This window comes from Salinicoccus sp. ID82-1, assembly GCF_021991715.1.
In the GTDB taxonomy this organism is placed as follows: Bacteria; Bacillota; Bacilli; order Staphylococcales; family Salinicoccaceae; genus Salinicoccus; species Salinicoccus cyprini.
In genome coordinates this window covers 63,792-89,841 of record NZ_JAGFLY010000002.1, presented here as the reverse complement: position 1 = coordinate 89,841, position 26,050 = coordinate 63,792, and the positions used below count along the sequence as shown (strand labels likewise).

At 49.5% G+C, this 26,050-nt stretch carries 31 protein-coding genes and 1 other annotated feature; of the genes, 4 read left to right on the top strand and 27 right to left on the bottom strand.

All coding sequences use genetic code 11. From position 1 onward, the window contains the following. Nucleotides 1-17: 17 nt before the first annotated feature. The 23 genes from rplL to J4760_RS05895 all read right to left on the bottom strand — a co-directional run bounded on the left by rplL (nt 18) and on the right by J4760_RS05895 (nt 16,888). Nucleotides 18-386, bottom strand: coding sequence for a 50S ribosomal protein L7/L12 (gene rplL / locus J4760_RS06005; protein WP_145289963.1), 369 nt, complete (start codon nt 384-386; stop codon nt 18-20). 24 nt (nt 387-410) lie between these two features. Then, nucleotides 411-911: a 50S ribosomal protein L10 gene (rplJ, locus tag J4760_RS06000; protein WP_145289961.1), complete on the bottom strand. Its 501-nt coding sequence runs from the start codon at nt 909-911 to the stop codon at nt 411-413. A gap of 28 nt (nt 912-939) precedes the next feature. After that, nucleotides 940-1,085 (bottom strand) — a sequence feature (ribosomal protein L10 leader region). 49 nt (nt 1,086-1,134) lie between these two features. Next, the gene (rplA, locus tag J4760_RS05995; RefSeq protein ID WP_145289959.1) at nt 1,135-1,830 is read right to left on the bottom strand and encodes a 50S ribosomal protein L1; all 696 of its coding nucleotides are present in this window, start codon (nt 1,828-1,830) and stop codon (nt 1,135-1,137) included. Between the two features lie 77 nt (nt 1,831-1,907). Then, on the bottom strand, nt 1,908-2,333 hold the full coding sequence (gene rplK / locus J4760_RS05990; protein ID WP_145289956.1) for a 50S ribosomal protein L11: 426 nt from the start codon (nt 2,331-2,333) through the stop codon (nt 1,908-1,910). Nucleotides 2,334-2,472: 139 nt separating this feature from the next. Then, nucleotides 2,473-3,012, bottom strand: a complete 540-nt coding sequence (gene nusG, locus J4760_RS05985; protein ID WP_145289953.1) for a transcription termination/antitermination protein NusG — start codon at nt 3,010-3,012, stop codon at nt 2,473-2,475. A gap of 16 nt (nt 3,013-3,028) precedes the next feature. Then, nucleotides 3,029-3,205, bottom strand: coding sequence for a preprotein translocase subunit SecE (gene secE / locus J4760_RS05980; protein ID WP_017549978.1), 177 nt, complete (start codon nt 3,203-3,205; stop codon nt 3,029-3,031). Nucleotides 3,206-3,223: 18 nt separating this feature from the next. After that, nucleotides 3,224-3,358 carry a 50S ribosomal protein L33 gene (gene rpmG, locus J4760_RS05975; RefSeq protein ID WP_145289951.1) on the bottom strand — a complete coding sequence of 45 codons (135 nt, stop codon included), beginning with the start codon at nt 3,356-3,358 and terminating at the stop codon, nt 3,224-3,226. A gap of 40 nt (nt 3,359-3,398) precedes the next feature. Next, nucleotides 3,399-4,037, bottom strand: a complete 639-nt coding sequence (locus J4760_RS05970) for an RNA polymerase sigma factor (protein WP_237605095.1) — start codon at nt 4,035-4,037, stop codon at nt 3,399-3,401. 62 nt (nt 4,038-4,099) lie between these two features. Further along, a complete protein-coding gene (locus tag J4760_RS05965; RefSeq protein WP_237605094.1) occupies nt 4,100-4,627 on the bottom strand; it encodes an NYN domain-containing protein in 528 nt (175 codons plus the stop codon). Nucleotide 4,628: 1 nt separating this feature from the next. Continuing rightward, nucleotides 4,629-5,369, bottom strand: coding sequence for a 23S rRNA (guanosine(2251)-2'-O)-methyltransferase RlmB (rlmB, locus tag J4760_RS05960; RefSeq protein ID WP_145289942.1), 741 nt, complete (start codon nt 5,367-5,369; stop codon nt 4,629-4,631). Then, the gene (locus J4760_RS05955) at nt 5,362-5,763 is read right to left on the bottom strand and encodes a Mini-ribonuclease 3 (RefSeq protein ID WP_237605093.1); all 402 of its coding nucleotides are present in this window, start codon (nt 5,761-5,763) and stop codon (nt 5,362-5,364) included. Before J4760_RS05955 ends, rlmB begins: the two co-directional genes overlap by 8 nt. Beyond that, the gene (gene cysS, locus J4760_RS05950; protein WP_145289939.1) at nt 5,756-7,150 is read right to left on the bottom strand and encodes a cysteine--tRNA ligase; all 1,395 of its coding nucleotides are present in this window, start codon (nt 7,148-7,150) and stop codon (nt 5,756-5,758) included. The genes J4760_RS05955 and cysS overlap by 8 nt, the downstream gene beginning before the upstream one ends. Continuing rightward, on the bottom strand, nt 7,134-7,790 hold the full coding sequence (cysE, locus tag J4760_RS05945; protein WP_237605092.1) for a serine O-acetyltransferase: 657 nt from the start codon (nt 7,788-7,790) through the stop codon (nt 7,134-7,136). Before cysE ends, cysS begins: the two co-directional genes overlap by 17 nt. Nucleotides 7,791-8,048: 258 nt before the next feature. Further along, entirely contained in the window at nt 8,049-9,503 is a 1,455-nt protein-coding gene (gene gltX, locus J4760_RS05940) for a glutamate--tRNA ligase (RefSeq protein WP_281287306.1), read from the bottom strand. Further along, nucleotides 9,500-9,985, bottom strand: coding sequence for a 2-C-methyl-D-erythritol 2,4-cyclodiphosphate synthase (gene ispF, locus J4760_RS05935; protein ID WP_237605091.1), 486 nt, complete (start codon nt 9,983-9,985; stop codon nt 9,500-9,502). Before ispF ends, gltX begins: the two co-directional genes overlap by 4 nt. Then, a complete protein-coding gene (gene ispD, locus J4760_RS05930; protein ID WP_237605090.1) occupies nt 9,978-10,664 on the bottom strand; it encodes a 2-C-methyl-D-erythritol 4-phosphate cytidylyltransferase in 687 nt (228 codons plus the stop codon). Before ispD ends, ispF begins: the two co-directional genes overlap by 8 nt. 2 nt (nt 10,665-10,666) lie before the next feature. Then, on the bottom strand, nt 10,667-11,719 hold the full coding sequence (locus tag J4760_RS05925; RefSeq protein WP_145289925.1) for a PIN/TRAM domain-containing protein: 1,053 nt from the start codon (nt 11,717-11,719) through the stop codon (nt 10,667-10,669). Between the two features lie 11 nt (nt 11,720-11,730). Beyond that, on the bottom strand, nt 11,731-13,107 hold the full coding sequence (radA, locus tag J4760_RS05920) for a DNA repair protein RadA (RefSeq protein WP_237605089.1): 1,377 nt from the start codon (nt 13,105-13,107) through the stop codon (nt 11,731-11,733). 136 nt (nt 13,108-13,243) lie between these two features. After that, nucleotides 13,244-14,539: an NAD(P)H-dependent oxidoreductase gene (locus J4760_RS05915; RefSeq protein WP_237605088.1), complete on the bottom strand. Its 1,296-nt coding sequence runs from the start codon at nt 14,537-14,539 to the stop codon at nt 13,244-13,246. Nucleotides 14,540-14,553: 14 nt separating this feature from the next. After that, on the bottom strand, nt 14,554-14,916 hold the full coding sequence (locus J4760_RS05910; RefSeq protein ID WP_145289918.1) for a PTS glucitol/sorbitol transporter subunit IIA: 363 nt from the start codon (nt 14,914-14,916) through the stop codon (nt 14,554-14,556). A 23-nt stretch (nt 14,917-14,939) separates the two neighbouring features. Continuing rightward, on the bottom strand, nt 14,940-15,950 hold the full coding sequence (gene srlE / locus J4760_RS05905; RefSeq protein ID WP_145289915.1) for a PTS glucitol/sorbitol transporter subunit IIB: 1,011 nt from the start codon (nt 15,948-15,950) through the stop codon (nt 14,940-14,942). A gap of 12 nt (nt 15,951-15,962) precedes the next feature. Continuing rightward, on the bottom strand, nt 15,963-16,496 hold the full coding sequence (srlA, locus tag J4760_RS05900; RefSeq protein WP_145289912.1) for a PTS glucitol/sorbitol transporter subunit IIC: 534 nt from the start codon (nt 16,494-16,496) through the stop codon (nt 15,963-15,965). A 20-nt stretch (nt 16,497-16,516) separates the two neighbouring features. Beyond that, a complete protein-coding gene (locus tag J4760_RS05895) occupies nt 16,517-16,888 on the bottom strand; it encodes a transcriptional regulator GutM (RefSeq protein ID WP_145289909.1) in 372 nt (123 codons plus the stop codon). 196 nt (nt 16,889-17,084) lie between these two features. Here J4760_RS05895 and J4760_RS05890 point away from each other — a divergent pair, with 196 nt between their 5' ends. The 4 genes from J4760_RS05890 (at nt 17,085) to J4760_RS05875 (ending at nt 21,373) form a co-directional block, all read left to right on the top strand. Next, nucleotides 17,085-18,065 (top strand): thiamine pyrophosphate-dependent dehydrogenase E1 component subunit alpha, encoded by a 981-nt coding sequence (locus tag J4760_RS05890; RefSeq protein ID WP_145289908.1) that lies wholly within the window; start codon nt 17,085-17,087, stop codon nt 18,063-18,065. Between the two features lie 12 nt (nt 18,066-18,077). After that, nucleotides 18,078-19,073 carry an alpha-ketoacid dehydrogenase subunit beta gene (locus tag J4760_RS05885; protein WP_145289906.1) on the top strand — a complete coding sequence of 332 codons (996 nt, stop codon included), beginning with the start codon at nt 18,078-18,080 and terminating at the stop codon, nt 19,071-19,073. Between the two features lie 2 nt (nt 19,074-19,075). Then, complete coding sequence (locus J4760_RS05880) at nt 19,076-20,347, top strand: dihydrolipoamide acetyltransferase family protein (RefSeq protein WP_237605087.1); 1,272 nt, start codon at nt 19,076-19,078, stop codon at nt 20,345-20,347. Between the two features lie 75 nt (nt 20,348-20,422). Next, the gene (locus J4760_RS05875) at nt 20,423-21,373 is read left to right on the top strand and encodes a sugar-binding transcriptional regulator (protein WP_237605086.1); all 951 of its coding nucleotides are present in this window, start codon (nt 20,423-20,425) and stop codon (nt 21,371-21,373) included. A 58-nt stretch (nt 21,374-21,431) separates the two neighbouring features. Here J4760_RS05875 and J4760_RS05870 read toward each other — a convergent pair whose 3' ends face one another. From J4760_RS05870 to J4760_RS05855, 4 genes are read right to left on the bottom strand one after another with little or no spacing between them, the layout of a single operon-like run. After that, nucleotides 21,432-23,870, bottom strand: coding sequence for an ATP-dependent Clp protease ATP-binding subunit (locus J4760_RS05870; RefSeq protein WP_237605085.1), 2,439 nt, complete (start codon nt 23,868-23,870; stop codon nt 21,432-21,434). 1 nt (nt 23,871) lies between these two features. Beyond that, nucleotides 23,872-24,900 (bottom strand): protein arginine kinase, encoded by a 1,029-nt coding sequence (locus J4760_RS05865; RefSeq protein ID WP_145290314.1) that lies wholly within the window; start codon nt 24,898-24,900, stop codon nt 23,872-23,874. Further along, nucleotides 24,890-25,408 carry a UvrB/UvrC motif-containing protein gene (locus J4760_RS05860; RefSeq protein ID WP_145289896.1) on the bottom strand — a complete coding sequence of 173 codons (519 nt, stop codon included), beginning with the start codon at nt 25,406-25,408 and terminating at the stop codon, nt 24,890-24,892. The genes J4760_RS05865 and J4760_RS05860 overlap by 11 nt, the downstream gene beginning before the upstream one ends. A 4-nt stretch (nt 25,409-25,412) precedes the next feature. Next, the gene (locus tag J4760_RS05855) at nt 25,413-25,880 is read right to left on the bottom strand and encodes a CtsR family transcriptional regulator (RefSeq protein WP_145289893.1); all 468 of its coding nucleotides are present in this window, start codon (nt 25,878-25,880) and stop codon (nt 25,413-25,415) included. Nucleotides 25,881-26,050: the final 170 nt, after the last annotated feature.

Here is a 26,050-nt window from a genome sequence, read left to right as displayed (position 1 = left end):
AAATACCTACACAAAAATTATTTAAGTTCTACGCTAGCGCCAACTTCTTCAAGTTGGGATTTAAGCTCTTCAGCTTCTTCTTTGGAAAGTCCTTCTTTAACGACTTTAGGTGCGCCGTCGACAACTTCTTTAGCGTCTTTAAGACCAAGACCAGTTGCTTCGCGAACAACTTTGATGACTTTTATTTTGGAAGATCCAGCGCTTGTAAGTTCAACGTCGAATTCAGTCTGCTCTTCAGCAGCTGCTTCACCAGCGCCAGCGCCTGCTGCTGCTACCGGTGCTGCAGCTGTTACGCCGAATTCTTCTTCAATTGCTTTAACAAGGTCGTTAAGTTCGAGTACGGACATTTCTTTAATTGCTTCAATGATTTGTTCGTTAGACATTATAATTCCTCCGTTTTTTAGTTTGGTTTAGGCTTCTTCGTTTTCTTTCTCTTCACCGATTGCTTTAACTGCATAGGCGAAGTTGCGTACTGGAGCCTGAAGTACAGAAAGTAGCATGGAAACAAGTCCATCCTTGTTCGGAAGCTTTGCGATCGCTTTTACATCTTCAGCTGGTGTGAACGCTCCTTCGATGATACCCGCTTTGATTTCCAAAGCTTCATGTGTCTTAGCGAATTCGTTGATGATCTTCGCAGGTGCAATCACATCTTCGTTGGAAAATGCAAGCGCGTTCGGACCTGTAAGGAACTCATTGATTTCAGTAAGTTCAGCTTTTTCAGCTGCACGGCGTGTCATCGTGTTCTTGTATACTTTGAACTCGATGCCCGCATCACGAAGCTGCTTACGCAGTTCAGTCATTTCTGATACTGAAAGTCCACGGTAGTCTACAAGTACTGTAGATACGGAGTTCTTAAGCTGGTCAGAGATCACATCTACGTGCTGCTTTTTAGCTTCAATCACATTTGACATAGTTACACCTCCATAATTTTTGTGTATTCGGTGCATTAAAAAAACACCTTTTACCCACGGCAAAAAGTGCTTGAATGTTTTAATATGAATTCAAGTCGTCATCATTTGCCTCGGCAGGATTGTGTTTTAAGCACAGGGTGCTCCTACTGTCTTCGGGAATATTAAAATACAACTGCAACTATACAGACTATAGATGCAGTTGTCAACATTTATTTTGCTGCTGTTAGACTCTTACTTCACCAGGGTCGACTTTGACACCAGGGCCCATAGTTGAAGTCACTGCTACGGATTTGAAGTAGACACCTTTGGCGGAAGCTGGTTTCGCTTTTGACAGCGCATCAGAGAGTGCTCTGAAGTTATCAGCGAGTTTCGCTTCATCGAAGGAGACTTTACCGATCGCTGCGTGTACAATACCAGATTTCTCTGCACGGTATTCAACTTTACCTGCTTTGATTTCTTCAACTGCTTTAGTAACATCCATAGTTACCGTACCTGTTTTAGGGTTTGGCATCAGACCTTTTGGTCCAAGCACACGGCCGAGTTTACCAACCTCACCCATCATGTCCGGTGTCGCTACGATGACATCAAAATCAAACCATCCACCATTGATCTTCTGGATGTAGTCCTGGTCGCCTACGTAGTCTGCACCTGCTGCTTCTGCTTCTTTTGCCTTGTCGCCTTTGGCGAATACCAATACACGTTGTGACTTGCCAGTACCGTGCGGCAGAACGATTGCTCCACGGATCTGCTGATCGTTTTTACGCGTATCAATACCCAGACGGAAAGCTACTTCTACAGAAGCGTCGAAGTTTACAGTGCTTGTTTCTTTAGCAAGTTTGACTGCTTCTTCTATACTATAAGACGCATTTTGATCAAACTTCTCAAGAGCAGCCTGATACTTTTTACTTCTCTTAGCCATTACTATTCCTCCTTGTGGTTATAGCGGGTTATCCTCCCACGTTTGTATTAATACTTTAATCTTATGGTCAATTCAAATTAGTTTTCTACAGTGAAGCCCATGCTTCTTGCTGTACCTGCGACCATACGCATAGCCGCTTCCACGTCTGCTGCATTAAGATCTTCCATTTTAGTTTCAGCAATTTCACGTACTTGCGCTTCAGTTACTGTTGCCACTTTGTTTTTATTAGGTTCGCCTGAACCTTTTTCAACATTGGCAGCTTTCTTAAGAAGAACTGCTGCTGGTGGAGTCTTTGTAACGAATGTGAAAGAACGGTCCTCGAATACGGAAATTTCAACCGGAATGATGAGACCAGCGTCCTCCTGTGTACGTGCATTGAATTCTTTACAGAATCCCATGATGTTTACACCTGCTTGACCTAGTGCCGGACCTACCGGTGGCGCCGGATTCGCTTTACCTGCAGGAATCTGCAATTTTACTACGTTGATTACTTTTTTAGCCACGATGTGCACCTCCTCGTTATCGTGATGTGGTCATAGGATGTCAGTTTTCATCCTCCCACTCGCATCATAAAAAAGATGGTCGAACAAAAATTCGACCATGATAATATACCATTATTTCACTGATAATACAAGACACTTATTACAATTTTTCAATCTGATCGAACTCCACTTCAACCGGCGTCTCGCGACCGAACATTTCCACGAGTACTGTAAGCTTGTAATGCTCTTCGTCGATCGAACGGATTTCTCCGGTCTGGTTTTTGAAAGGTCCATCGACGATGTTGACCGATTCTCCAACTTCGACTTCGAAATCCACTGTACGTTCCGTCATGCCCATGGACTTCAGAATGAACTTGACTTCTTCCGGCAATAGCGGATTCGGCTTGCTGCCTGCACCCTGTGAACCAACAAAGCCGGTTACACCGGGCGTGTTGCGCACGATATACCATGATTCATCCGTCATGACCAGTTCCACAAGCACATAGCCCGGAAATGTCTTTTTCATCGCCGTCTTGCGCTTGCCGTCCTTCACTGTCGTCTCCTCATCTTCAGGAATGATGACACGGAAGATCTGATCCTGCATGTTCATGGATTCAAGGCGGGCCTCGAGATTCGCTTTTACTTTATTTTCATATCCGGAATAGGTGTGCACGGCATACCAGTTCTTTTCTCCAGACATAGTATCTCTCCTTTGGTTACATTAAGTCTATGATAGCGGAGATACCCAGGTCCAGCGCATAGAAGAACGCCAGAAAGAATATCACTGTGAGCATGACGACGGTTGTATAGCGTACTGTTTCCTGACCAGTCGGCCAGCTTACTTTTTTCATTTCGCTGACGACATTCTGCAGGAAATTTTTATTGTTTGCCATCGGTTGCTTCCTCCTGTATCAGATGGAACTCTTATGAGTCGTATGCCGGTTGCACGTCTTGCAGTGCTTTCTGAGAACGAGCCTTTTCTTATGCTCGGTTTCAGTCGTGTAGTTGCGCGACCCGCATTCGGTGCATATCAATGCCACTTTCATCATAAAATCCTCATTTCAATTCTAATTTACTATAACGATTTCAGTCGACGTTGTCAAATGCATCCTCGGCCCATTCAGCCGAGACCAGGCGCTCTTTTTTACGTCTGATGCGGTGGAGCGTATTGATGACACTTTTGCGTTCAAGCGCAAATTCCCTGCATACATCATCGATATCATGGCCCTTGCCAAGGTATTCAAGCACCATCCGCTCAAGCGGCGAGCATACGCCCTTCTTATGCATCAGATACTGGAGCTGCTCCTCCCTGACCATCATGTTGATCGGGTCGGCTTCCTCCTCATCCTTATCCACCGGCTTCGGCAGCCGCCTGTCCTCGACCGTCATGCCTTCGTTATAGTACTTCAGACCGTGCGTCCGCATGCGGGATTTCATTTCAAAGCGCAGTGTGCGGAACAGATAGTGGCGGTAGCGCCCCCGCCCGCTCTGATAGCGGTGGCACAGCCTGAGTGCCGCCTCCATCATATCCTGCTCCATATCCTCCCGTTCATGGAAGTGGTCCATGTACCGGTAGCTCATCCGGCTGATCTGCGGCCTCAGCTTCTCATCCATGAGATCGAAGGCTTCCATATCGCCTTCACGTACTCTGGCTGCCAGTGCATCCAGTGTATCGTCGATATTTTTCTCCCTGACTGTAAAATGAAATGCAGTAATCTGGTACATGTCCCCACTCCCCCTGTCCATCTAAAGAAATAATAAGAGGGAATGGCGCCAAGTTCAATACGCTAGAATCGGCCCCGGCGCCATTTTTCAAGTTTTGCCTGGACATCCTCGCCGATATTCAATTTCTGCCTGGGCATTTTCTCGTTAATCGAGTCTATCTTCCTGCTGATATTTTTTTCAGCTTCCGCCAGGTTCACCCACATCTCCCTGGAAGATATCCGGTAGGCACCGAGAGCAAAAATGGCATTCTGCTCCGTGAGATCGCTGGTCACTACACTGATTTCGCATAGATGCGGATGATAGTGGTCATGGACGAAACGCTCGATGTACTCATCGGCCGTCTCTTTTTCCTTCGTGTAGACTACTGTTACGCCATGAAAGTCCAGCAGACTTTCGTTCGAACGGACTTCGTAGGCATCGAATACACATATGATTTCATAGTTTGCGACCGACTGGTACTCGGCCAGTGCACCAAGCACCTTTTCTCTCGGAATTTCTAGCGACTGGAAGGATTCCCTGTGCAGTTCCTGGTTCGCGCCGATCAGATTATAGCCATCCACTATCAGTATGCGTCTCTTTTTTCGCTGCATATCATCCACGCCCGATATCATTCTGCTTACGGAACACTTCATACATCAGAAGCGCCGCTGAAACCGAAGCATTGAGGCTCGTAATATGGCCGACCATCGGAATGCGTACGACAAAGTCGCACTTTTCGAGTGTTTTTCTGCTGATGCCATTCCCTTCGCTGCCGACAACGAGCACTGTATTGACATCTGCTGCCATCTCCCTGTAGTCCATCTGTCCTGCGCCGTCACTGCCGGCAACCCAGAACCCCTTCTCCTTCAGCTTGTCGATCGTCTGGTTGATGTTGGTCACCCGCACGACCGGCACATGCTCTATGGCACCGGTTGATGTTCTGGCGACCGTATCGGTAAGCTGCACCGACCGCCGGTTCGGTATGATGACACCATCAAATCCGGTGGCATCACACGTTCTCAGTATGGAGCCCAGGTTATGCGGATCTTCCAGGCCATCGAGGATGACCAGGTTTGCCTGTTTCCCTTCAACACGGGCCATCAGTGTTTCAAAAGGCATGTACTCATGGGGACTGCCAAGGGCGATGACACCCTGGTGCCGCTCGTCGGTCAATCCATCGAGCTTCGATTTCGGCACTGTCTGGACAATCACCTTCTTGTTTCTCGCAGCATCCATAATTTCCTTGACCTGCCCTTTATTCACCGAATCCTGGATGAGCACCTTGTTGATGTCGGCACCACTCTGCAGTGCCTCACGTACCGCATGGCGGCCTGCAATTACTGAATCACTCATCATTATCCCTCCCTGTTTCCAAAATGATTTCCATCAGCTCATCAATCCGGTTACGATTGCCGGAAATATGAAGATGGCCGACAAGCGCCTCCAGTCCGGAAGCATTTCTATAGTCTTTGATTGAAGCATTCTTCGCTCTTGTGGCACTTGACTTGTTTCTCGCTTTCCTCGCAATATCCCACTCATCCTCAGTCAGCACATTCTTGCGCAGATGATCAAGTGCTTCGGCCTGCGCCCCTGCATTGACCAGCCTGTTGGCCTCCCGATGGATGGCATCCGGCTTCAGATAGGGCTTTTCAATCAGCAGGTGGGTGCGTACATATACCGAATATACGGCGTCCCCGACAAAGGCCAAGGACAGCGGCTGCATCGTCTCCGGTCGGTGATCAGCCACGTCTGAAGCGCACGCCTTCCTTCGTATCCTCGAGAATGATGCCCTGGTCCTTCAGTTCATCACGAATCTGATCTGCACGCGCAAAGTCCCTGTTCTTCCTTGCTTCATTGCGTTCTTCGATCAGCGCTTCGATCTCCTCATCGAGCAGCACTTCCGCTTCATCAAGCTCAACGCCGAGAACTCCGCTGTATACATCGAAGGCCTGGATGAAGCGGTTCAGAACATCTTCGGATGTTGTCGTGCGGCGCAGGTATTTATTGAGTTCGGTTGCCAGATCATGCCATGCCGTTATGGCATTGGCCGTATTGAAGTCATCATCCATATGGGACTCGAACGTTGCAAGGTTGTCGGTAATGATCTGGTTGAGCACTTCATCGCCACCATTGCCGACGGCCGTACCTAGCCGCTCCTTGGCCTGCAGGTAGCTCGACTGGATGCGCTTCAGTCCGTTCTCAGCCGCTTCCACGAGTTCGCGGTTATAGTTGATCGGATTGCGGTAATGGACACTGATCATGAAGAAGCGCAGCACATTCGGATTGATCTCCTTGATGATATCGTGGACGAGGATGAAGTTGCCGAGGGACTTCGACATCTTTTCGTTGTCGATATTGATGTAGCCGTTATGCATCCAGTAGTTTGCAAATGTGCTGTCCGTCATGCATTCACTCTGCGCAATTTCATTTTCATGGTGCGGGAAGGTCAGATCCTGTCCGCCGGCATGGATGTCGATTGTATCACCGAGATGACGGTGTGCCATGACACTGCATTCGATGTGCCAGCCGGGACGGCCATCACCCCAAGGTGAAGACCATTTGATTTCATCCGGTTTCGCCTGCTTCCACAGCACGAAATCGAGTGGATCCTGCTTCTTTTCACCCGTTTCGATTCTTGCACCCACTTTCAGATCATCGACCGACTGGTGGGAGAGCTTGCCATACTGGTCGAAGGAACGTGTTCTGAAATAGACATCCCCTTCCGACGCGTAGGCGTGTCCCTTGTCGACCAGTACCTGGATGAATTCGATGATGTCATCCATATGATCCATGACGCGTGGATGATGTGTCGCCCGTTTGACATTGAGAGCGCCTGTATCCTCAAAAAATGCATCGATGAAGCGGTTCGCAATGACCGGCACTTCCTCTTTCAGCTCGATCGATGCCTTGATGAGCTTGTCATCGACGTCGGTGAAGTTGGAGACATAGTCCACTTCGTAGCCTTTGTATTCAAGATAGCGTCGCACTGTATCGAATGCGATGGCCGGACGTGCATTGCCGATATGGATATAGTTGTATACTGTCGGACCGCATACGTACATTCTGACTCTACCCGCTTCAATCGGTTCGAATGTTTCCTTCTGCCGTGTTAAAGAGTTAAATATGAGAACCATTTTCTACCTCGTTCCTGACTTCGTTCCTGAAGTCTTTGATTTCGTCTTCCAAGCCCAGAATCATGTCCAGAATGGGATCTGGCAGATCGGCATGGTTCAAGTCTCTTGCATTTTTCACTTTTTCCCCCGCCTGTTTGACGACATATCCCGGAATGCCGACGACGGTCGAATCCCTGGGAATGTCCTTCAGGACGACGGAATTTGCCCCGATTTTCGAGTTTTCATGAATCCTTATATTCCCCAGCACTTTAGCTCCGGCGGCAATAAGTACGTTGTCATCAATATCAGGATGCCGCTTCTGTTCTTCCTTACCTGTCCCACCAAGTGTTACACCTTGATAGATGGTTACATTGTTGCCGATGCGGCACGTTTCACCTATGACGGTTCCCATGCCATGATCGATGAACAATCTGCGTCCGACCTCGGCGCCAGGATGAATTTCAATGCCGGTCAAAAAACGGGTCAATTGGGAGATGATGCGTGCACTTGTCGTAAAGTTCCTCTTATACAGCTTATGGGCGATCAGGTGCGACCAGATGGCATGAAGTCCCGAGGAGGTGGCAAGCACTTCCATACGGTTCTTGGCCGCCGGATCCATTTCCAGCACCATATCGACATCTTCTTTGATCCTGCTCAGCATTCTACAGTTCCTCCCTCCTATCTAAAAAAGGCCCCTGTCCGATTAGGACAGAGGCGCATCATTGCACGGTTCCACTCTGCTTGCAGCACATGCTGCACTCATGAAATATCAAATTGGACACAGAGGGCAATTCTGATCAATGGACGGTTATCCTCACACCTGCCGGATAATCTCTGGTTTCCGCCCGAAAATCATACTGGATTCTCTGTGCTAATAATCATAAAGGATTATGCAGCATGCTGCAACTTGTTTGTCCGGCTATTTCAGCTTGCCGATACGCTCCAGCGCCTTCTCTTTGCCGATCAGCGAAATGGTGTCGGGCAGTTCCGGACCGCGGGTCTGTCCTGTAACTGCCACACGAATCGGCATGAAAAGCTTCTTGCCTTTAAAGCCGGTCGACTTCTGCACATCCTTGATTGCTGCCTTGATGGCTTCGGGAGTGAAGTCCTCAAGTGCATCAAAACGATCGTACAGTGCCGCCATCAACTCGGGGATATGGTCATCGGCGATGACCGCATTGGCAGCCTCATCGAATTCGATCTCCTCTTTGAAGAACTGTTCGGAGAGTGTTGTAATCTCTCCGGCAAAACTCATCTGCTCCTGGTAGAGTGCGACGAGCTTGCGCGCCCAGTCCAGCTCCTCATCTGAAGCATTCTCCTCGACAAGCCCTTCCTTTACAAGGTGGGGCAGTGCCATCTGGAAGACTGTTTCCGCATCCTTTTCCTTCATGTACTGGTTATTGATCCACGTAAGCTTCTGCTTATCGAAGAAAGCAGGTGACTTCGACAGCCTCTTTTCATCGAACAGTTCGATGAACTGCTGCTTGGAGTAGATTTCATCCTCACCTTCAGGTGTCCAGCCAAGCAGGGCAATGAAATTGAAAAGTGCCTCAGGCAGGTAGCCGAGATCTTTGTACTGCTCGATGAACTGGATGATGGAACCATCACGTTTTGAAAGCTTCTTCTTGTCTTCATTGACGATGAGGGTCATATGGCCGAACTTCGGCTCTTCCCAGCCCATTGCTTCATATATCATCTGCTGTTTCGGTGTGTTGGATATATGGTCATCTCCGCGCAGAACATGAGAGATCTCCATTTCGTGGTCATCGACGACCACGGCGAAATTGTACGTCGGTACACCATCTCTTTTGACGATGACCCAGTCGCCGATACCATTGGACTCGAACGATACTTCACCTTTTACGATGTCATTGAACGTATAGGTCCTATCCTTCGGCACACGGAAGCGGATGCTCGGCTCTCTGCCCTCATCGATGAATGCCTGCTCCTCTTCAGCTGTAAGATTCGCATGCTGGCCGCCATATCTCGGCATCTCACTGCGGGCGATCTGTGCTTCGCGCTCCGCTTCGAGCTCTTCTGATGTCATGTAGCAGCGGTACGCCTTGCCTTCTTCCAGCAGTCTGTCTATTACAGGCTGGTAGATATGCTGGCGTTCGGACTGCCGGTATGGACCGTAGCCGCCATCCTGATCCACACTTTCATCCCATTCAAGGCCGAGCCACTTCAAATAGTGAAGCTGTGATTCTTCACCTGTCTCCACGTTTCTTGCACTGTCCGTATCTTCGATGCGGATGATGAAATCCCCATCATAGCGACGGGCGAAAAGATAGTTGAACAATGCTGACCTTGCATTGCCGATATGCAGATAGCCGGTGGGGCTTGGTGCATATCTTACTCTTACTTTATCCATTATGATTCCTCCACTTTTTCAATTAGAACCACCGCTTCAGAAGCGATGCCTTCGCCTCTGCCGGTGAATCCAAGCTTTTCAGTCGTTGTTGCCTTAATATTAACATTCGAGACATCCGTCTTCAAAAGGGATGCTGAGACATCGCGCATCTCGTCGATATACGGTCTGAATTTGGGGCGTTCCGCCATGATGACGGCATCGATATTTCCGAGCCTGTATCCTTTTTCGTGCATCATTGCCACCACTTCACCAAGGAGCACCTTGGAATCCATATCCTTGAAGACTGCATCGGTGTCCGGAAAGAATTTGCCGATATCTCCAAGCGCCAGTGCGCCAAGTATGGCATCCGCCATCGTATGGAGGAGGACGTCGGCATCGGAATGACCTTTGAGCCCCCGGTCATAGGGGATTTCGATGCCGCCGATGATCAGCTTGCGGCCTTCTTCGAATGCATGTACATCGTAGCCATGTCCAATTCTAAACATGCTGGTCCGCCACCCTTTTGATGATGGATTCAGCCATGATGAGATCCTCCATCGTGGTGATTTTTATATTGTCGTAATTGGAAGTCACCACATGCACTTCCTTGCCGAGTGCCTCCACCATGCTGGAATCATCCGTCACTTTCAGGTCATTCTTCTCTGCCGCTTCATAGGCCTGCATGATCAGGTCATAGGAGAAGGCCTGCGGGGTGTGCACAACAAACAGCTCTTCCCGGGGGATTGTTTCCGATACTTTCCCGTCCTCCACCTTCTTGATTGTATCTATGACATTGACGCCACAGATGACAGCACCTTTATGCTTTACGTTCTGATACAGCTCAAAAAGGATATCCTGGGAGACGAAGGGGCGCGCACCATCATGAATCAGTACATGGTCACAGGGCGGTATCTGTTTCAGGACATTATAGATGCTGTCCTGACGCTCCTTCCCACCTTCATATATGCCTTTGACTTTAGGTGAATCCGAGAATAGACGCCTCATGCTATCAAGTTCATCCTTGCGGGCAGCAAGATATATCGCATCGCAGCTGCCATCGTTTTCAAACTGCCTGACCGTCATCTGTATGATTGCGATATCGTTGATCTGTATGAAGATCTTGTTATAGTCGTAGCCCATTCTTTTGCCAAGGCCTGCTGCTGGTATAACTGCTACATATCCCATATCTAACTCACTTTCTTCGAGAAAATTATTCTTCCAGAGTTTGTCTGGAGCACGCTTGTCACTTCCACTTTAATTGTCTGATTGATATATTTCCTGCCGTGATCCACGACAACCATCGTACCATCTTCCAGATAGCCGACACCCTGTCCTTCTTCTTTACCCACTTTCGAGACAAGAATGGTAATTCTGTCGCCTTGGAGGACGACCAGCTTGATGGCATCGGAAAGTGCATTCACATTGAGCACTTTTATCTGATGAAGCTGGCAGACACGGTTGAGGTTGAAATCCGTTGTGATGATATCGCCGTTTTCCTTTTTTGCCAGGTCGATCAGCTGATGATCCACATCCAGTTTATCATATTCGATTTCGCGGATTTCAGTCTGATCACTGATCTCCTGCAGCTGGCTCAGCATGTCGAGACCTCTTTGGCCCTTATCCCTTTTTATCGGGTCGGTCGAGTCTGCAATCAGCTGGAGCTCATCCAGTACAAATTGGGGAATGACAAGCTGTCCTTCAATAAACCCCGTCTTCATTATGTCAACAATTCTACCATCAATGATTGCACTTGTGTCGAGAAACTTCACTGAAGTCTCGTTCGTACGGGACACTTCCCTGCCCTTGTTGCGTGCAGGGAGAAGATCGACAATCTCACCAAGTTTGCTGATGCCGATCTGAAAGCCGAGATAGCCGAGCACTACGGCAAGTATGAATGGTATGATGTCACCGATTATCGGTAACGCGATTGTATTTATTATTAAAGAAATTAAGACAGCAATCAATAGACCGATGATCATACCAAGCGTCGCCAGGGATATCTCAAGCAGGCTTCTGTTCAGCAGCAGCCGCTCGCTGCTTTTTATCCAGCGTTCCACATGCCTTATCGTCCAGAAAAATAAAATATATATGAGTACGATGCCGAATACCGCATTGACGATATTGTTGTCGAGCCACCCCGGTGGATCAAAAGGCATGACCTGATAGATTTCAGGCATCAGCCATATGCCTCCGGATAGGCCCAGGAGCAGATAGCATACATATAGTAAGTATCGCAGCATCCTGTCACCTCCTAATCTTTGCTGAATGCTACTTTAAGCGCCTGACTGAGCGTCTTCACCCCGACCACTTCCATTCCATCGACCGGTTCCATCTTTGCATTGTTCGATGCGGGTATGAATGCTCTGGTGAATCCGAGTTTCGCCGCTTCCTGCACACGCTGCTCGATTCTTGTCACCCGACGGACTTCCCCTGTCAGGCCGACTTCTCCGATGAAACAGTCGGTGCCTCTGACCGATGCCGATTTGAAGCTTGAAGCAATGCTGACAACGATGCTCAGATCGACAGCCGGTTCATCGAGCCTTACGCCGCCTGCAACCTTCACGTAGGCGTCATGCTGCTGCATGAGCAGCCCCTCACTCTTCTCGAGTACCGCCATGAGCAGCGACAGCCGGTTATGATCGATGCCTGTAGCCATCCGCCTCGGATTATGGAAGTGCGTCGGTGTCACCAGGGACTGCACTTCGACGAGCATCGCCCGTGTACCTTCCATTGTAGCGACGATTGCAGATCCCGGGCTGTTCTTCGATCTTTCCTCCAGAAATATTTCAGAAGGGTTGAGCACTTCCTTCAATCCTGTATTCTTCATCTCGAATATGCCCATTTCATTCGTCGAGCCGAAACGGTTCTTCACCGCCCTGAGCAATCTGTGTGTATGATGCTGTTCCCCTTCAAAATAAAGCACCGTATCCACCATGTGTTCGAGCAGCCGGGGTCCGGCAATCTGACCTTCCTTGGTGACGTGTCCGACGATGAAGGTCGCAATCTGCTGACCCTTCGCGATGTTCATGATACTCTGTGTACTCTCCCTCACCTGTGCCACACTGCCCGGTGCACTTGTGACGTCCGGATGGAAGATGGTCTGGATGGAGTCTATGATGAGGAAATCCGGTTCGAGCCGCTTCACTTCATCATGAATATAGAACAGATTGGTTTCAGCCAGTACATTCAGCTCCTCGCTGGACTCTTCAAGACGGTCCGCTCTGAGCTTGATCTGCTCCACCGATTCCTCCCCTGATACATACAGCACTTTGGCACTCTCTGACAGAATCAGTGCCGTCTGCAGCAGTATCGTCGATTTACCGATACCCGGATCGCCACCGATAAGTATGAGCGAACCAGGAACGATGCCGCCCCCAAGCACCCTGTCGAATTCCTGGATGCGTGTCTTCGTCCTCGGTGTATGCTCCTTCCTGACCCGGCTCAGCTTCTCACTCTTTGTTTTCTTGCCGTTATCAACCTTGCCAAGTGTGCCTTTGACCTTGGTCTCTTTATGAACAATCTTCTCTTCCATGCTGTTCCAAGCCCCGCAATTCGGACACTTGCCCATCCACTTGGGCGACTCGTAACCGCATGATAGACATTCGAAAATATTCTTCGCTTTTGCCATCAAACAGGCCTCCATAAATATAATTATTACTATTATATATTTTCTGGAAGAAAATATATAGTTATAGCATCCATACAGCGGACAGCACAAAAACAAGGCTGCCCGAGGCAGCCTTGTCCAGTGTAGACGGTCGTATCTATTTTTTCAATAATTCATCCTGCTTCCTTCTCAGTTCCCATATGAGGGAGGATTCGCCGCCCTCGACATCTGCGTATGTGATGACTTCACCTTTCGCAATATCCCGCTGAAGCACCAGATTGCTGTTCACCAGTCCGATCGGCAGAGCATCCTGTGCCTTTGCCTCTTCATATTTGTAGACCTGGCCGTAGACGGTATATCCACCGATGCTGTCCAGATGGTCTCCTTTTTTAAGATCGATCTTGGCGACTGTGACAGTCTCGGCAACCATGCCTTTATAAGGGGCAATGGTCGGCGTGCCGCTCAAGTATGCTTTCGCAATCGAAAGCGGCGTCTCGAGGCTCGTCAGGTGATACGGTCGATAGAGGACGTAGTTTGGTCCGGGTCCCATGCTCAAGTACTTGAGTTCCGCATTCACTTCCTCCTTGTCGGAGGCGATGATGATGAAGACACCCGGCGCCACGCCGTTGATGTATTCGACAATATACTTGTTCTGCACCTTGCCGCCATCCGCTTCCAGTCTGAAGATTTCAGGCAGATCCTTCACTCCACCGGAGAAGCCGTGCATTCCTGGAATATCCGGCACATACCCGGTCGCATTGGCCACCGCATTCATTTCGACCATCGTCTTTGTACCATCCTGGAAGGAGGCGATCATCTTGGGACTGGATCCCTTCTCTTTCGCCACCTCCTTGACACTGTCCGGATTGGCTTCAAGGTTCAATGGATTATTCTTTCCTTTGCCGAGTGCCACAACATCGAACCCGAGCGCATCTGCAAAATCGTAGAGCTCCATGATGGCACCCGGTTCGTCACCGGCAGAACCGGTATAGATGACTCCGTTCTCCTCGGCCAGCCGATAGAGGTAGTAGCCGATGGTGATATCCGCTTCGACATTCAGCATAACGATGTGCTTTTTATTTTCAATCGCCTTGATTGCAACGGATGCACCCACTTCAGGGACACCTGTCGCATCAACGACCACATCCACCCCATCCAGTTCACTCATCAGACCGGCATCCGTCAATGCGACACTCCTGCCTTCAGCTATTGCCTTGTCAGCATCTTCTTTATTTTCAGCCGTGGCAATGTCCGCTTCTTCAAGACCGGCGTTTCTATAGGCCGATGTGATGCTGTCCAGATTGATGTCTGCTGTGGCGACGACCTTCATGCCATTCATCGAGGCAATCTGGGAGATCATGCCCCTCCCCATCTGTCCCGCGCCGACCAGACCGACTCCGATATGCTTCCCCGACTCCTGCAGCTGCTTCAGTTCTCTATTTACTCCTAACATGACATCCTCCTTGATTAACTGTTTTTTATGATGATTTCCTGGCCTTCCCGAAGTTCAGGAATCTCCTTCTTTTCGAGGCATACGGTGCCCGGCAGGTCGGAGTGGCTTTCGCCGTTGAAATTGAAGGTCGCATGTCCGAGATCCCTCAAAGTCTCGTTGGCGACATCTCCCACAAAGAGGATTTCAAATGATGTATCGCCGAGATGCATATAGTCGCCGGCAGCCACTGGTTCGGTGACGCCCGAACCGTTGTGGATGACCGCAATATCTTTCAGTTCCTGCGGTGCAGTTTCATTAAAAAGGATGAGCATATCGCCTTCCTTCATCATTTCCCACTCTTTTCCGAGTTCGACGATTGTGGATTTTAGTTTTTCCATGAAATTCTACAGCTCCTTGTTTCCTAGTAGATTGTAAAGCTCAGTGCAAAGGCGATCAGTACGGCAACAGGTCCTGTAATGACCCGCGAGAACAGTACCGCCGGTACACCGACTTCGATCGTTTCCGGCTCCGCTTCACCCAGAGTGAGTCCAACCGGTACAAAGTCCGCGCCGACCTGTGGGTTGATGGCGAAGAGCGCTGGCAGTGCCATTTCCGGCGGAATGTTTCCGTTGCCGATTTCGACACCGATCAGTACACCGACGACCTGGGCGATGACTGCACCCGGACCAAGGACCGGGGAGAGGATCGGGAGTGAGATGATGATTGATAGGATCAGCAGCCCCATGATGTTGCCTGCAAGCGGCGTCACAAGGTTGGCGATGATATCACCGATGCCGGTGAATGTGATGATACCGATGAGCATCGATACGAAAGCCATGAATGGCAGAATGTTCTTGATGACCTGGTCGATCGTTTCACGCCCGGCCTGGTAGAATACGCTGACGACGCCACCCATTGCGCGTCCGATCTTTTCGATGAAGTTCGCCTTTTTCGGTTCCCTATAGTTCTCCGCAACTTTCTGTCTGGCCTCCGCCTTCAATTCCTGCGCGGTCTTCTTGCCTGAGACCGGTGCGTCCGGTAGCGGTCTGTCCTCGCCCGGAGCAGCGTTCGTCACCTCGACGTTATGGTTTCTCACCCCGGAGACAAAGTTGTCTTCTTTTATGAACTGCATGAGCGGACCCGATGGACCGGTACCATGCACGTTGATTGTCATGACATCATTTTTCGGATAGATGCCGCATCGTGCCGTGCCCCCGCAGTCGATGACGACACATGCCATTTCATCGTAGTCGACTTTCGTACTGAAGGCGTCGACAGCAGTCGCTCCTGTTTCGTCCGCAATGTGCTGTGCCAAAGGATGGATGCCACCGCCGGTCACTGACGCAATGTAAGGTTTTTCATCACTCGGCGAGATGGTGAGGGGACCTCCCCAGCCTCCCGAACCCTTTGAAATCTTGACTGATTTGTACATATGGTAGACCCCCTATTCCTTCTCTGTATAGCCTTGTTTTTTCATCATTCTTACAGTAATGAACTCGGTAACCACACCTCTGATCAGAATGACGATCAGGCCGGTTACAAAGTACATGATGGCCAGCGGTCCAAGTGGCAGCCCGAGCGTCGTCAGTCCTGCAGAGATTCCCAGATAGACGAAAAGCTCCGCCGGATTCGCATGCGGGAAAAGCCCGGTGATCGGGTGGACGAAGGATACGGCAGAATCATAGAATGCCGGCTTCTGCTTCTCAGGCAGAAATCGTCCGAACGTATAGGCCATCGGATTTGTCAGAAAGAATACTGCAAGCAGCGGAAACAGTGTATATCTGAAAATGAAGAATTTGGTAAGCTTCTGTGCAAACCTGGCAACGCGTTCTTCTCCGACAAATTTGACGACAGCATTTACAGCCGTGATCAGAACAATCAGAAGCGGGATGATTCCGGTGACCATACCCATGAAAGTTTCTCCACCAGCTTCAAACATGCCGATGAATCCTTCAGCTATCCTTACAATGAAATCCATGGTCATAACCTACTTTCCTGTCATTTTTTCTCTACTTCTATTTTTTCAATTGCCTTATATAGCGCCTGCTGTGTCTGGGGATCCGTATTGAAAGCAAGTAGTGAGGAAAGGTTTTCCCCGATTGCTTCGGAATACTTCTCAAACCGTGAGAACACTGTGACCCCGCTCATCCTCTTGGCATCCACTACAACATCATGTTCGTCACTTACAAGCACCATGACGACACCCTTTCCAAAACGCTTCTTGCTGACACCGACACCCAAGTATCCAGAACCCCTCCGACTCATCTCATGGATGGTGCTGTAGTAGTTCTTCATCTGGAAATGGGTCATCATGAACTGCGCTGCCCATAGCAGGACGAAAACCGCACCTATGAAAATCCAGGTCTGCACACCGACCGCCCCCTTTACATTCGTTCCTTTCTAGAACTTATGTAAATAATAAAGCGCTTTCAATTTAAAGTCAATAGATTTCTGAAAATTTTTAAAAGGACCTAAAAACTGTAATTAAAATTTGACAAACTTAACGTAATCCCTTACATTATTATCAAATGTTCTGTTTATGAACAAATGTAAAGGGAGGCGTATTATGAATCTACAGGTTCCTGAGAAAGTAACTGATGAGAAACTGCTTGAGCTTTACGAACAGATGTGGCTGATAAGGCTATTCGATGAGAAGGTGGACGAGTTCTTCGCGAAAGGAAAGATTCATGGCACCACTCACCTGGCTGTCGGCCAGGAAGCGTCAGCGGCTGGAGTATGTGCGCTGCTCGATGATACGGACAAGATTACGAGCACACATAGGGGACACGGACACTGCATCGCCAAAGGGGCGGACGTCAATAATATGATGGCGGAACTTTTCGGCAGAACGACCGGCTACTGCAAGGGCAAAGGCGGGTCGATGCATATTGCAGATCTTGAGAAGGGCAACCTCGGCGCCAACGGCATCGTCGGTGGCGGCTTCGCGATTGCGACAGGTGCGGCACTGACTTCAAAGATGCGTAATGAGGGGTACATCGTCGCCTGCTTCTTCGGGGATGGCGCATCAAATGAAGGCAGCTTCCATGAAGCAATCAACCTCGCCTCCGTCTGGCAGCTGCCCGTCGTCTTCGTATGCGAGAACAACCAGTACGGCATGTCAGGCTCGGTGAATGACATGACCAACATTAAAAATATCGCAGATCGTGCGGCTTCCTACGGTATTCCAGGAACAGTCGTCGACGGCAATAACATTTTCGATGTAATGAACGCGATGGAAGAAGCAGCCGACTTTGCCAGAAATGGTAACGGTCCAAGCATCATCGAATGCAAGACCTACCGCTGGAAGGGACACTCGAAGAGTGACGCCAAGAAGTACAGGACTCGTGATGAGGAGCAGGAATGGCGGGCCAAGGATCCGATCAAAAGAATGCGCGATAATATGATCGAGCACGGCATCTTTACTGAAGAAGACGCCGAAAGAATCAAAAAAGAAGCTGTCCAGAAAATAGAGGATAGCGTGGAGTTCGCCCTCAACAGCCCGGAGCCGGATGTATCAACACTACTCGAAGATGTCTATGCTGAATAGGAGGATATGATAATGAGGGAAATAACTTATTTGGAAGCAGTCAGGGAGGCACTCTCCCAGGAAATGAGAAAGAATGATGATGTCTACATGCTCGGGGAGGATATCGGAGTATATGGTGGTGCATTCGGTGTATCCCGCGGCATGATCGAGGAATTCGGACCGGAGCGTATCCGGAACACCCCTATTTCCGAAGCAGCCATTTCAGGCGCAGCTATCGGCTCTGCTCTGACAGGCATGCGTCCGATTCTGGAGCTGCAGTTCTCCGACTTCATCACCATCGCGATGGATAATCTGGCGAACCAGGCAGCCAAGATCAGGTATATGTATGGCGGCAAGGGGACCATCCCGATCGTTGTCCGGACACCATCCGGCTCAGGTACAGGCGCAGCAGCCCAGCACTCGCAGAGTCTTGAAGCATGGGTGGCCCATATACCGGGACTGAAAGTCGTCCAGCCATCAACAGCAAGCGATGCCAAAGGGCTGCTGAAAGCGGCAATGGATGATGACAACCCGGTCATCTTCTATGAGCATAAGCTGCTCTATAAAACGTCGGAAGACGTACCCGAAGAGCAGTACAGCATTCCGCTCGGCAAAGCGGATATCAAACGGGAAGGGACGGATGCGACGATTGTCGCGACCGGTGTCATGGTCCACAAGGCGCTTGAAGCAGCTGAGAAACTTGCTGAAAATGGCATTGAAGTCGAAATCGTCGATCCGAGGACTCTCGTGCCATTCGATGTGGAGACTGTCGTCGAATCGGTCAAGAAGACAGGACGTCTGCTCGTTGTGCATGAAGCAGTCAAGTTCGGTGGCATCGGTGGGGAGATTGCATCCATCGTCGCTGAAAGCGAGGCATTTGATTACCTGGACCACCCGATCAGACGTCTTGGCGCAGCCTTTGTACCAGTACCCTACAACCCTACGCTTGAAAAAGCAGCCATCCCGTCGGTTGAGGAAATTATCGCAAATGTTGCCGAAATGGTGAACTACCAGTCCGAGGAGGGATAGAGATGGCAAATGAGATTTTCATGCCCAAATTGAGCAGTACGATGGCTGAAGGTACCGTCATAGAATGGTTTAAAGAAGAAGGCGATACGGTGGAAGTCGGCGAACCGATCTTGGAAATCATGACCGACAAGATCAATATTGAAGTTGAATCCTATAACGACGGTATATTACTGAAAAAATATTTTGAAGCGGATGATGTCGTTCCGGTCAACCACGTCATCGGCTTCATCGGTGAAGCGGGAGAATCCGTTCCCGATGAAGCACCCGGCGAGAGCGGGGCCGCCTCTGAAGAAGGTTCAGATGCACCTGCAGAGAGCAAGCAGCAGGATGATACTGCAGAAAGTGCAACATCCAAATCTGAAGTTTCTGGCAAAAGGGAGTCGATGATCGGCAAAGTGCGGGCCACACCGGCTGCACGGGCACACGCTAGAAACAATGACGTGGATATCAAACATGTCACAGGCAGTGGGAGAAATGGACGCATCCATAAGGCCGATGTCGTCAATCATCTCTCCACGCAGACGGAAACGCCAGCAAAACAGACGAGCAGCGTAAATGAACCTGTATCATCAGCTCCGGAAAGCCAGGCTGCACCTGTCCGGACCGAGAAATTGAGAGGTTCACGCAAAGTGACAGCAGACCGCATGGCCGACAGCAGTTCGACCATCCCCCATGTCACATTGAATTTTGAAGTGAATATGGATACGCTGATTGAACTGAGGAAGAATCTGAACGCAAGGCATGAAGATGTAAAGGTATCCTTCAACGATCTGTTCATTCTCATCACGTCAAAAGCATTGAATCTGCACCCGGATGTCAACATCACTTTCCAGGACAATGAAATCAGCTACCACGAAGAAAGAAACATCTCGCTGGCTGTTGCTGTGGATAAGGAGCTGTTTGTCCCTGTCGTCAAAAATACCGAGAAGATGGGTTTATTCGGCATCAGCAAAGAAATCAGACGCCTGATTGAGGATACACGCAGCCGCAAGCTCGCCCAGGAGGATATGACCGGCGGCACATTCACCATCTCGAACCTCGGCATGTACAGCATTACAAGCTTTACCCCCATCATCAATAAACCGCAGGCGGCCATACTCGGTATCGGTGCCACAACCGATCAGCCGGCATTGAAGGATGGTGCGCTCCATAACAGGAAAGTGGCGACACTCAGCCTTTCATTTGACCACAGAGTCATCAATGGTGCCCCTGCTGCAGCTTTCTGTGACACCATCAAGAAGCTGGTGGAACATCCGATTGAACTGATCCTGTAACGAGAATGCCATCCTTATAATGGGATGGCATTCCGTAATTGAGGTGGTATAATTTACCTATGAGAGGATGAGTTTATGAGAGCCATTGTAGATGATAGAAAACTGATTGTTAAAGTATGCAAACTCTATTACTTCGATGGAATGACACAGGCTCAGATTGCCAAAAGAATCGGCGTATCCAGACCGATCGTCTCCAAAATGCTGTCAAAAGCAAAGGAGGAAAAGATTGTAGAAATCTTCATCAAGGACGAGAGTGCTCATACAGTGGATCTCGAACTGCATATAGAAAAGAAATACGGCATAAAAGAAGCCATCGTCGTATCAAAGTCCGGCTATGAGTCGGGTGTCCTGCTGGATCTGCTCGGCCAGGCGGCCGCTTCCTACGTATCCAAGAAAATAGGCAGCATCGAATCCCTCGGCATCAGCTGGGGAAAATCCGTTTCGAGCTTTGTCGATGCCTACCCATTCGAAAAGAATGAGAATGTAAAAGTTGTTCCGCTGATTGGTGGCATGGGCCGCAGCGAGCTTGATCTGCACTCCAATATGCTGGCACTCAAACTGGCGCAGAAACTGCATACGCAGTGCAGCTACCTGTACGCACCCGCCATGATCGAAAATGCCGATACAAAAAATAGGCTGCTTGAATCCGAGGATATCAATGGGGTGCTCCAGGAAGGGAATGAGGTGGACATGGCAATCGTCGGCATCGGCAACCCTGTCGTCGATTCCACCATGGAAAAGATCGGTTACCTTTCCAATGAAGATGTAGCATCATTGAAGGAAGCCGATGCCATCGGGGACATTAATTCCTTCTTCTTCGATATTGATGGCGTGCCCATCCCCCATCCCCTGAACGACAGCATCATCGGGGTCGACCTCGAGTCGCTCAAGGCGATTGATACGACCATTGCTCTTGCCACCGGCGACAATAAGACACTGAGCATCCATTCCGCTCTCCTCAGCGGTGCGGTGGATGTGCTGGTGACCGATGATGAAACAGCGCAGAAGATACTGGATATCGAATAGAACAGAAAAAACGACGGACCATCATGTCATCAGACGATGGTCCGTCGTTTTCGTTATATTATTCTGCTGTAACACTTTCTTTGGTCGTCACACTGAATTCATCATCTTTATAGTCGATCGTTACAATTCTGCCTTCAAGCTCTTCCCCGGAAAGGAGTGATTCACTGAGTCTGTCCTCAATATGACGCTGGATGGATCGTGCAAGCGGGCGTGCACCATATTCCGGATCATATCCTTCATCGGCAATCTTCTCGGTTGCAGACTCGGTCACTTCAAGATGGATATCCTGGCTGTCGAGGCGTTTCGTGAGCTGATCGATCATCAGCTTGACGATTTCTTTGAGATGCTCTTTCTCCAGACTGTGGAATACGATGATATCATCCACACGGTTGATGAATTCCGGACGGAAAGTATTTTTCAATTCCTTCATCATCGTGTTGCGGATTGTATCATAGTCACGTGCCTGGTCTGTTGTACCGAAGCCGGCGAACTTATTGTCCTTGAGCTCCTGCGCACCGACGTTTGATGTCATGACGATGATGGTGTTGCGGAAATCGACTGTACGTCCATTGGAATCTGTCAGACGACCGTCATCCAATACTTGGAGCAGCATGTTGAAGACATCCGGGTGCGCTTTTTCTATTTCATCGAATAGGACGAGTGAATAAGGCTTTCTTCTCACTTTTTCAGTCAGCTGTCCGCCATCTTCATATCCTACATACCCAGGAGGTGAACCGACGAGACGGGAGACGGAATGCTTCTCCATGTACTCACTCATGTCCACGCGAATCATCGCATCCTCTTCACCGAACATCGCTTCGCTGAGTGCGCGGCCGAGCTCGGTCTTACCGACACCTGTCGGTCCGAGGAAGATGAAGCTGCCGATCGGACGCTTCGGATTCTTCAGTCCGGCACGTGCCCTTCTGACCGCCTTGGCGATGGATGTTACTGCATCCTCCTGTCCGATGACACGGTTGTGCAGAATGGATTCGAGATTCATCAGTCTATCGGATTCATCCTCGGCAATTTTTGCGAGCGGGATGCCGGTGATGCCGCTGATGACGATTTCAATATCACTTTTCTTGACGGACTGTGACGCCTGGCCCTGTTCCTTCTTCCAGTCATCCTCACGTCTTTTCAGTTCCTCTTCGAGTTTCGTCTGCTGATCCCTGTAGTTTGCCGCTGCTTCGAACTCCTGGCTCTGTACAGCAGAATCCTTTTCTTTCTTGATTGCTTCCAGTTTGCTTTCCAGGTCTTTAAGATCCGGTGGGGACGTGTAGCTTCTCAGCCTTACTTTGGAGGACGCTTCATCGATCAGGTCGATTGCCTTGTCCGGCAGGAACCTGTCCTGGACGTAGCGGTCACTCATGACTGCAGCTGCTTCCAGCGCCTCATCCGTGATTGTGATTCTGTGATGCGCCTCATAACGGTCGCGAAGACCTCTGAGAATAAGAATGGCATCTTCCACACTCGGCTCATCCACCTGTACCGGCTGGAAACGGCGTTCCAGTGCGGCGTCTTTTTCGATGTGCTTGCGGTACTCATCAAGCGTTGTCGCACCGATGCATTGCAGTTCACCACGTGCCAGTGCCGGCTTCAGAATGTTGGATGCATCGATCGCACCTTCTGCGCCGCCTGCACCGATCAGTGTATGGAGCTCATCGATGAAGAGGACGACGTTGCCCGCCTTATGGATTTCCTCCATGACCTTCTTCATGCGCTCTTCGAACTCACCGCGGTACTTTGTACCGGCGACAACCGTACCCATGTCGAGTGACATGACGCGTTTGTCCTTCAGTGTTTCCGGCACTTCATTTTTGATGATTGCCTGTGCAAGTCCTTCAGCGATGGCTGTTTTACCAACACCCGGTTCACCGATCAGTACCGGGTTGTTCTTCGTTCTTCTGCTGAGTACTTCGATGACACGTGTAATCTCCTTGGAGCGTCCGATGACCGGGTCGAGCATCTCATCACGGGCAATCTGGGTCAGATCACGTGCAAGTGAATCGAGTGTCGGTGTATTGTGGTCCTTTTTCATGCTGTCCTTCTGCTGGAACGATTCGGGATTGCCGAGCATCTTGATGACTGCAGCACGGGCTTTGGTGATGTTCAGGTCAAGATTCGACAGTACACGTGCTGCCACGCCTTCACTCTCTCTGATCAGACCGAGCAGCAGGTGTTCAGTGCCCACGAAATTATGGTGCAGCTTGCGGGCTTCATCCATGGAAAGCTCGATGACTTTCTTCGCTCTCGGTGTATAGTGGATGGAAGAGGACGGTTCGGTACCTTCGTTGATCAGGTTGAACACTTCTTCTTTCACTTTCTCTTCAGTGATATTGAAGGATGCGAGTACTTTGGCTGCAATGCCTTCATTTTCTTTGACCAGGCCGAGCAGCAGGTGCTCTGTGCCGATATTGGAGTGTTTGAGGTTGATTGCTTCTTCCTGTGCATAAGCGAGCACTTTCTGCGCTCTTTCAGTTAATCTGCCAAATAGCATATTATTCCCCTCCTAGTAATTGTCTCATCAGCGTCGCACGCTCTTCTTCCACAGCGCGCTCCAGTGATGCTATTTCTCTATTCTGCTCATTCAGGCGCATTTTGATGAATGCAGGCTGAATCAATTGAATCCATTTCTGGAATTGAAAATCTTCATGTTCCATCAGCTCGAGGTCGATTCCGAGTTTGATATCACTCAGGCATTTGGCCGCTTCCTTGAGCGGCAGCTTATAGGCGTGCTTCAGGAGACCGTATGAACGGTAGACCGAATCCTTCACTTCAATCAGATGTTCACTTTTGAACTGTGAGCGCATCTCGATCTCCTCTTCCACAATCCGTTCCTTCAATTCATCTAGGTTGCTGATGATTTCTTCTTCCGTCTGGCCAAGGGTCAGCTGGTTGGAAAGCTGGTAGATGTGGCCGAGCGGAATGGATCCTTCCCCGTATATACCTCTCAATGTAAAACCGAAGCGGCTCAGATTCGCCGCCAGCGTCTGAATTCTGCTGCCGAACGTCATGGCCGGCAGATGCAGCATGACCGAAGCCCTGAGACCGGTACCGATATTGGTCGGACATGCTGTCAGATAACCATACTGGTCGTCGAATGCATAGCTCACTTCAGCTTCTATTCTATCATCAATTTCATTCGCTTTACTGTAGAGCGACATCAGGGGCATGCCGACACCCATTGTCTGAATGCGCAAGTGGTCTTCCTCATTGATCATGATGGAAACCGATTCTTCTTCATTGATGTAGCTGAGCAGTCCCCGCTTTGTGAACAGTGGACTGATCAGATGCTTTTCAACAAGCAGTGCCTTGTCCTCAAACTGAAGTGCGTCCATCTGTATACGTCTGTACCCTGTCAGTGTACCATCCAATCTATCCAATACAGGTGCAAGATGGGCTTCGTCATTCATCATATGGGGAAAAGGCAGATTGCTGATATTTCTGGCCAGCCTGACCCGTGTCGACATCTCGACAGGCAGCTCTTTTACATTCTGCATCCATGGGCTGATATGGTTATATTCCATTGCTGTCACCTGCCTGTTCCAGTGCTCTGATTTCATCCCTTACAATGACCGCTTCCTCGAATTCCTGAGTTTCGACCAGCTGTGCCAATCTTTCCTTCAGCTCTTCTATTTTTCGCTTGGTCTGCAGATGCGCCCGTGACTTCATCGGTACTTTGCCGATATGTTCCGACTGGTGGGCCTGTACACGGCTGATGATGTCAGGCACCTGTACTTCGAATGCATCATAGCAGTCCGGACAGCCGAACTTGCCCATATGGACGATGGTGTTGATCGTCGAACCGCATGTTTCGCACTGTTTCGGCTGCTGCTTTGCCTGGTGCAATGATGGATGCTGGGACAGTGACTGCAGCAGCTTCTGAATGTTGAATGTATCATCCGGATAGCTGAAATCATTTTCAAATGAAGCATTGGCGCACTGCTCACAAAGGAACTTTTCCGTCTTTTCGAGACCGTTGCCCTTTGATATGTGGATCGTCGCTTCCCTTTCGTTGCAGGATTCGCACTTCATCCGCTCACTCCTCACTGTAGAGAATGACGTCGATCACCCTCGTCAGAATATTTGCCCTGAGGCGGTCACGATATGGCAGGTCGAGCATGAGGCTCTCCCTTTCCAGTACCGCATCTATGATCTTTGCTTCTTTTCGTGTCACCACTTCGTTCTCCATCAGGGACTGGACGATGCGATTGGCATTCTGCTGCGAGATGCCGTCCCCGATCAGCTGCTTCAGGCGTGCCAGATAATCGGATTTGGAATGTGTTTCGACTTTCGTAATCCGGATGTATCCGCCGCCACCTCTTTTGCTTTCGACGGTGTAGCCATGCTCATTAGTAAAACGGGTCTTTATTACATAGTTCAGCTGTGAGGGGACACAGTCGAACTTCTCAGCGATATGCGCACGCTTGATTTCGACGACTTCACCGCCGGACTGCTCGATGAGCTGTTTCAAGTACTGCTCGATTATATCCGACATATTGCGCATTTCATCACCCCTTTTGACCTTCTTTGACTATAATTATATATCCTATGATTGAATATGGCAAATGGAATGTTTTGCAAATTCGCTCTTTATTTCTGTAACCGTTTGCATTATAATTAATCAGGATGTTCCATCAATCTTACATATACAGAAGGAAACAGTCTATTATATAA

Coding starts and splice junctions, on each gene's coding strand:
- rplJ (WP_145289961.1), bottom strand. CDS start 911: ATGTCAAATGTGATTGAAGCTAAAAAGCAGCACGTAGATGTGATCTCT.
- rplA (WP_145289959.1), bottom strand. CDS start 1,830: ATGGCTAAGAGAAGTAAAAAGTATCAGGCTGCTCTTGAGAAGTTTGAT.
- nusG (WP_145289953.1), bottom strand. CDS start 3,012: ATGTCTGGAGAAAAGAACTGGTATGCCGTGCACACCTATTCCGGATAT.
- secE (WP_017549978.1), bottom strand. CDS start 3,205: ATGGCAAACAATAAAAATTTCCTGCAGAATGTCGTCAGCGAAATGAAA.
- rpmG (WP_145289951.1), bottom strand. CDS start 3,358: ATGAAAGTGGCATTGATATGCACCGAATGCGGGTCGCGCAACTACACG.
- J4760_RS05970 (WP_237605095.1), bottom strand. CDS start 4,037: ATGTACCAGATTACTGCATTTCATTTTACAGTCAGGGAGAAAAATATC.
- J4760_RS05965 (WP_237605094.1), bottom strand. CDS start 4,627: ATGCAGCGAAAAAAGAGACGCATACTGATAGTGGATGGCTATAATCTG.
- rlmB (WP_145289942.1), bottom strand. CDS start 5,369: ATGAGTGATTCAGTAATTGCAGGCCGCCATGCGGTACGTGAGGCACTG.
- cysS (WP_145289939.1), bottom strand. CDS start 7,150: ATGGTTCTCATATTTAACTCTTTAACACGGCAGAAGGAAACATTCGAA.
- cysE (WP_237605092.1), bottom strand. CDS start 7,790: ATGCTGAGCAGGATCAAAGAAGATGTCGATATGGTGCTGGAAATGGAT.
- ispF (WP_237605091.1), bottom strand. CDS start 9,985: ATGTTTAGAATTGGACATGGCTACGATGTACATGCATTCGAAGAAGGC.
- ispD (WP_237605090.1), bottom strand. CDS start 10,664: ATGGGATATGTAGCAGTTATACCAGCAGCAGGCCTTGGCAAAAGAATG.
- J4760_RS05925 (WP_145289925.1), bottom strand. CDS start 11,719: ATGCTGCGATACTTACTATATGTATGCTATCTGCTCCTGGGCCTATCC.
- radA (WP_237605089.1), bottom strand. CDS start 13,107: ATGGCAAAAGCGAAGAATATTTTCGAATGTCTATCATGCGGTTACGAG.
- J4760_RS05915 (WP_237605088.1), bottom strand. CDS start 14,539: ATGTTAGGAGTAAATAGAGAACTGAAGCAGCTGCAGGAGTCGGGGAAG.
- J4760_RS05910 (WP_145289918.1), bottom strand. CDS start 14,916: ATGGAAAAACTAAAATCCACAATCGTCGAACTCGGAAAAGAGTGGGAA.
- srlE (WP_145289915.1), bottom strand. CDS start 15,950: ATGTACAAATCAGTCAAGATTTCAAAGGGTTCGGGAGGCTGGGGAGGT.
- srlA (WP_145289912.1), bottom strand. CDS start 16,496: ATGGATTTCATTGTAAGGATAGCTGAAGGATTCATCGGCATGTTTGAA.
- J4760_RS05890 (WP_145289908.1), top strand. CDS start 17,085: ATGAATCTACAGGTTCCTGAGAAAGTAACTGATGAGAAACTGCTTGAG.
- J4760_RS05885 (WP_145289906.1), top strand. CDS start 18,078: ATGAGGGAAATAACTTATTTGGAAGCAGTCAGGGAGGCACTCTCCCAG.
- J4760_RS05880 (WP_237605087.1), top strand. CDS start 19,076: ATGGCAAATGAGATTTTCATGCCCAAATTGAGCAGTACGATGGCTGAA.
- J4760_RS05875 (WP_237605086.1), top strand. CDS start 20,423: ATGAGAGCCATTGTAGATGATAGAAAACTGATTGTTAAAGTATGCAAA.
- J4760_RS05870 (WP_237605085.1), bottom strand. CDS start 23,870: ATGCTATTTGGCAGATTAACTGAAAGAGCGCAGAAAGTGCTCGCTTAT.
- J4760_RS05865 (WP_145290314.1), bottom strand. CDS start 24,900: ATGGAATATAACCATATCAGCCCATGGATGCAGAATGTAAAAGAGCTG.
- J4760_RS05860 (WP_145289896.1), bottom strand. CDS start 25,408: ATGAAGTGCGAATCCTGCAACGAAAGGGAAGCGACGATCCACATATCA.
- J4760_RS05855 (WP_145289893.1), bottom strand. CDS start 25,880: ATGCGCAATATGTCGGATATAATCGAGCAGTACTTGAAACAGCTCATC.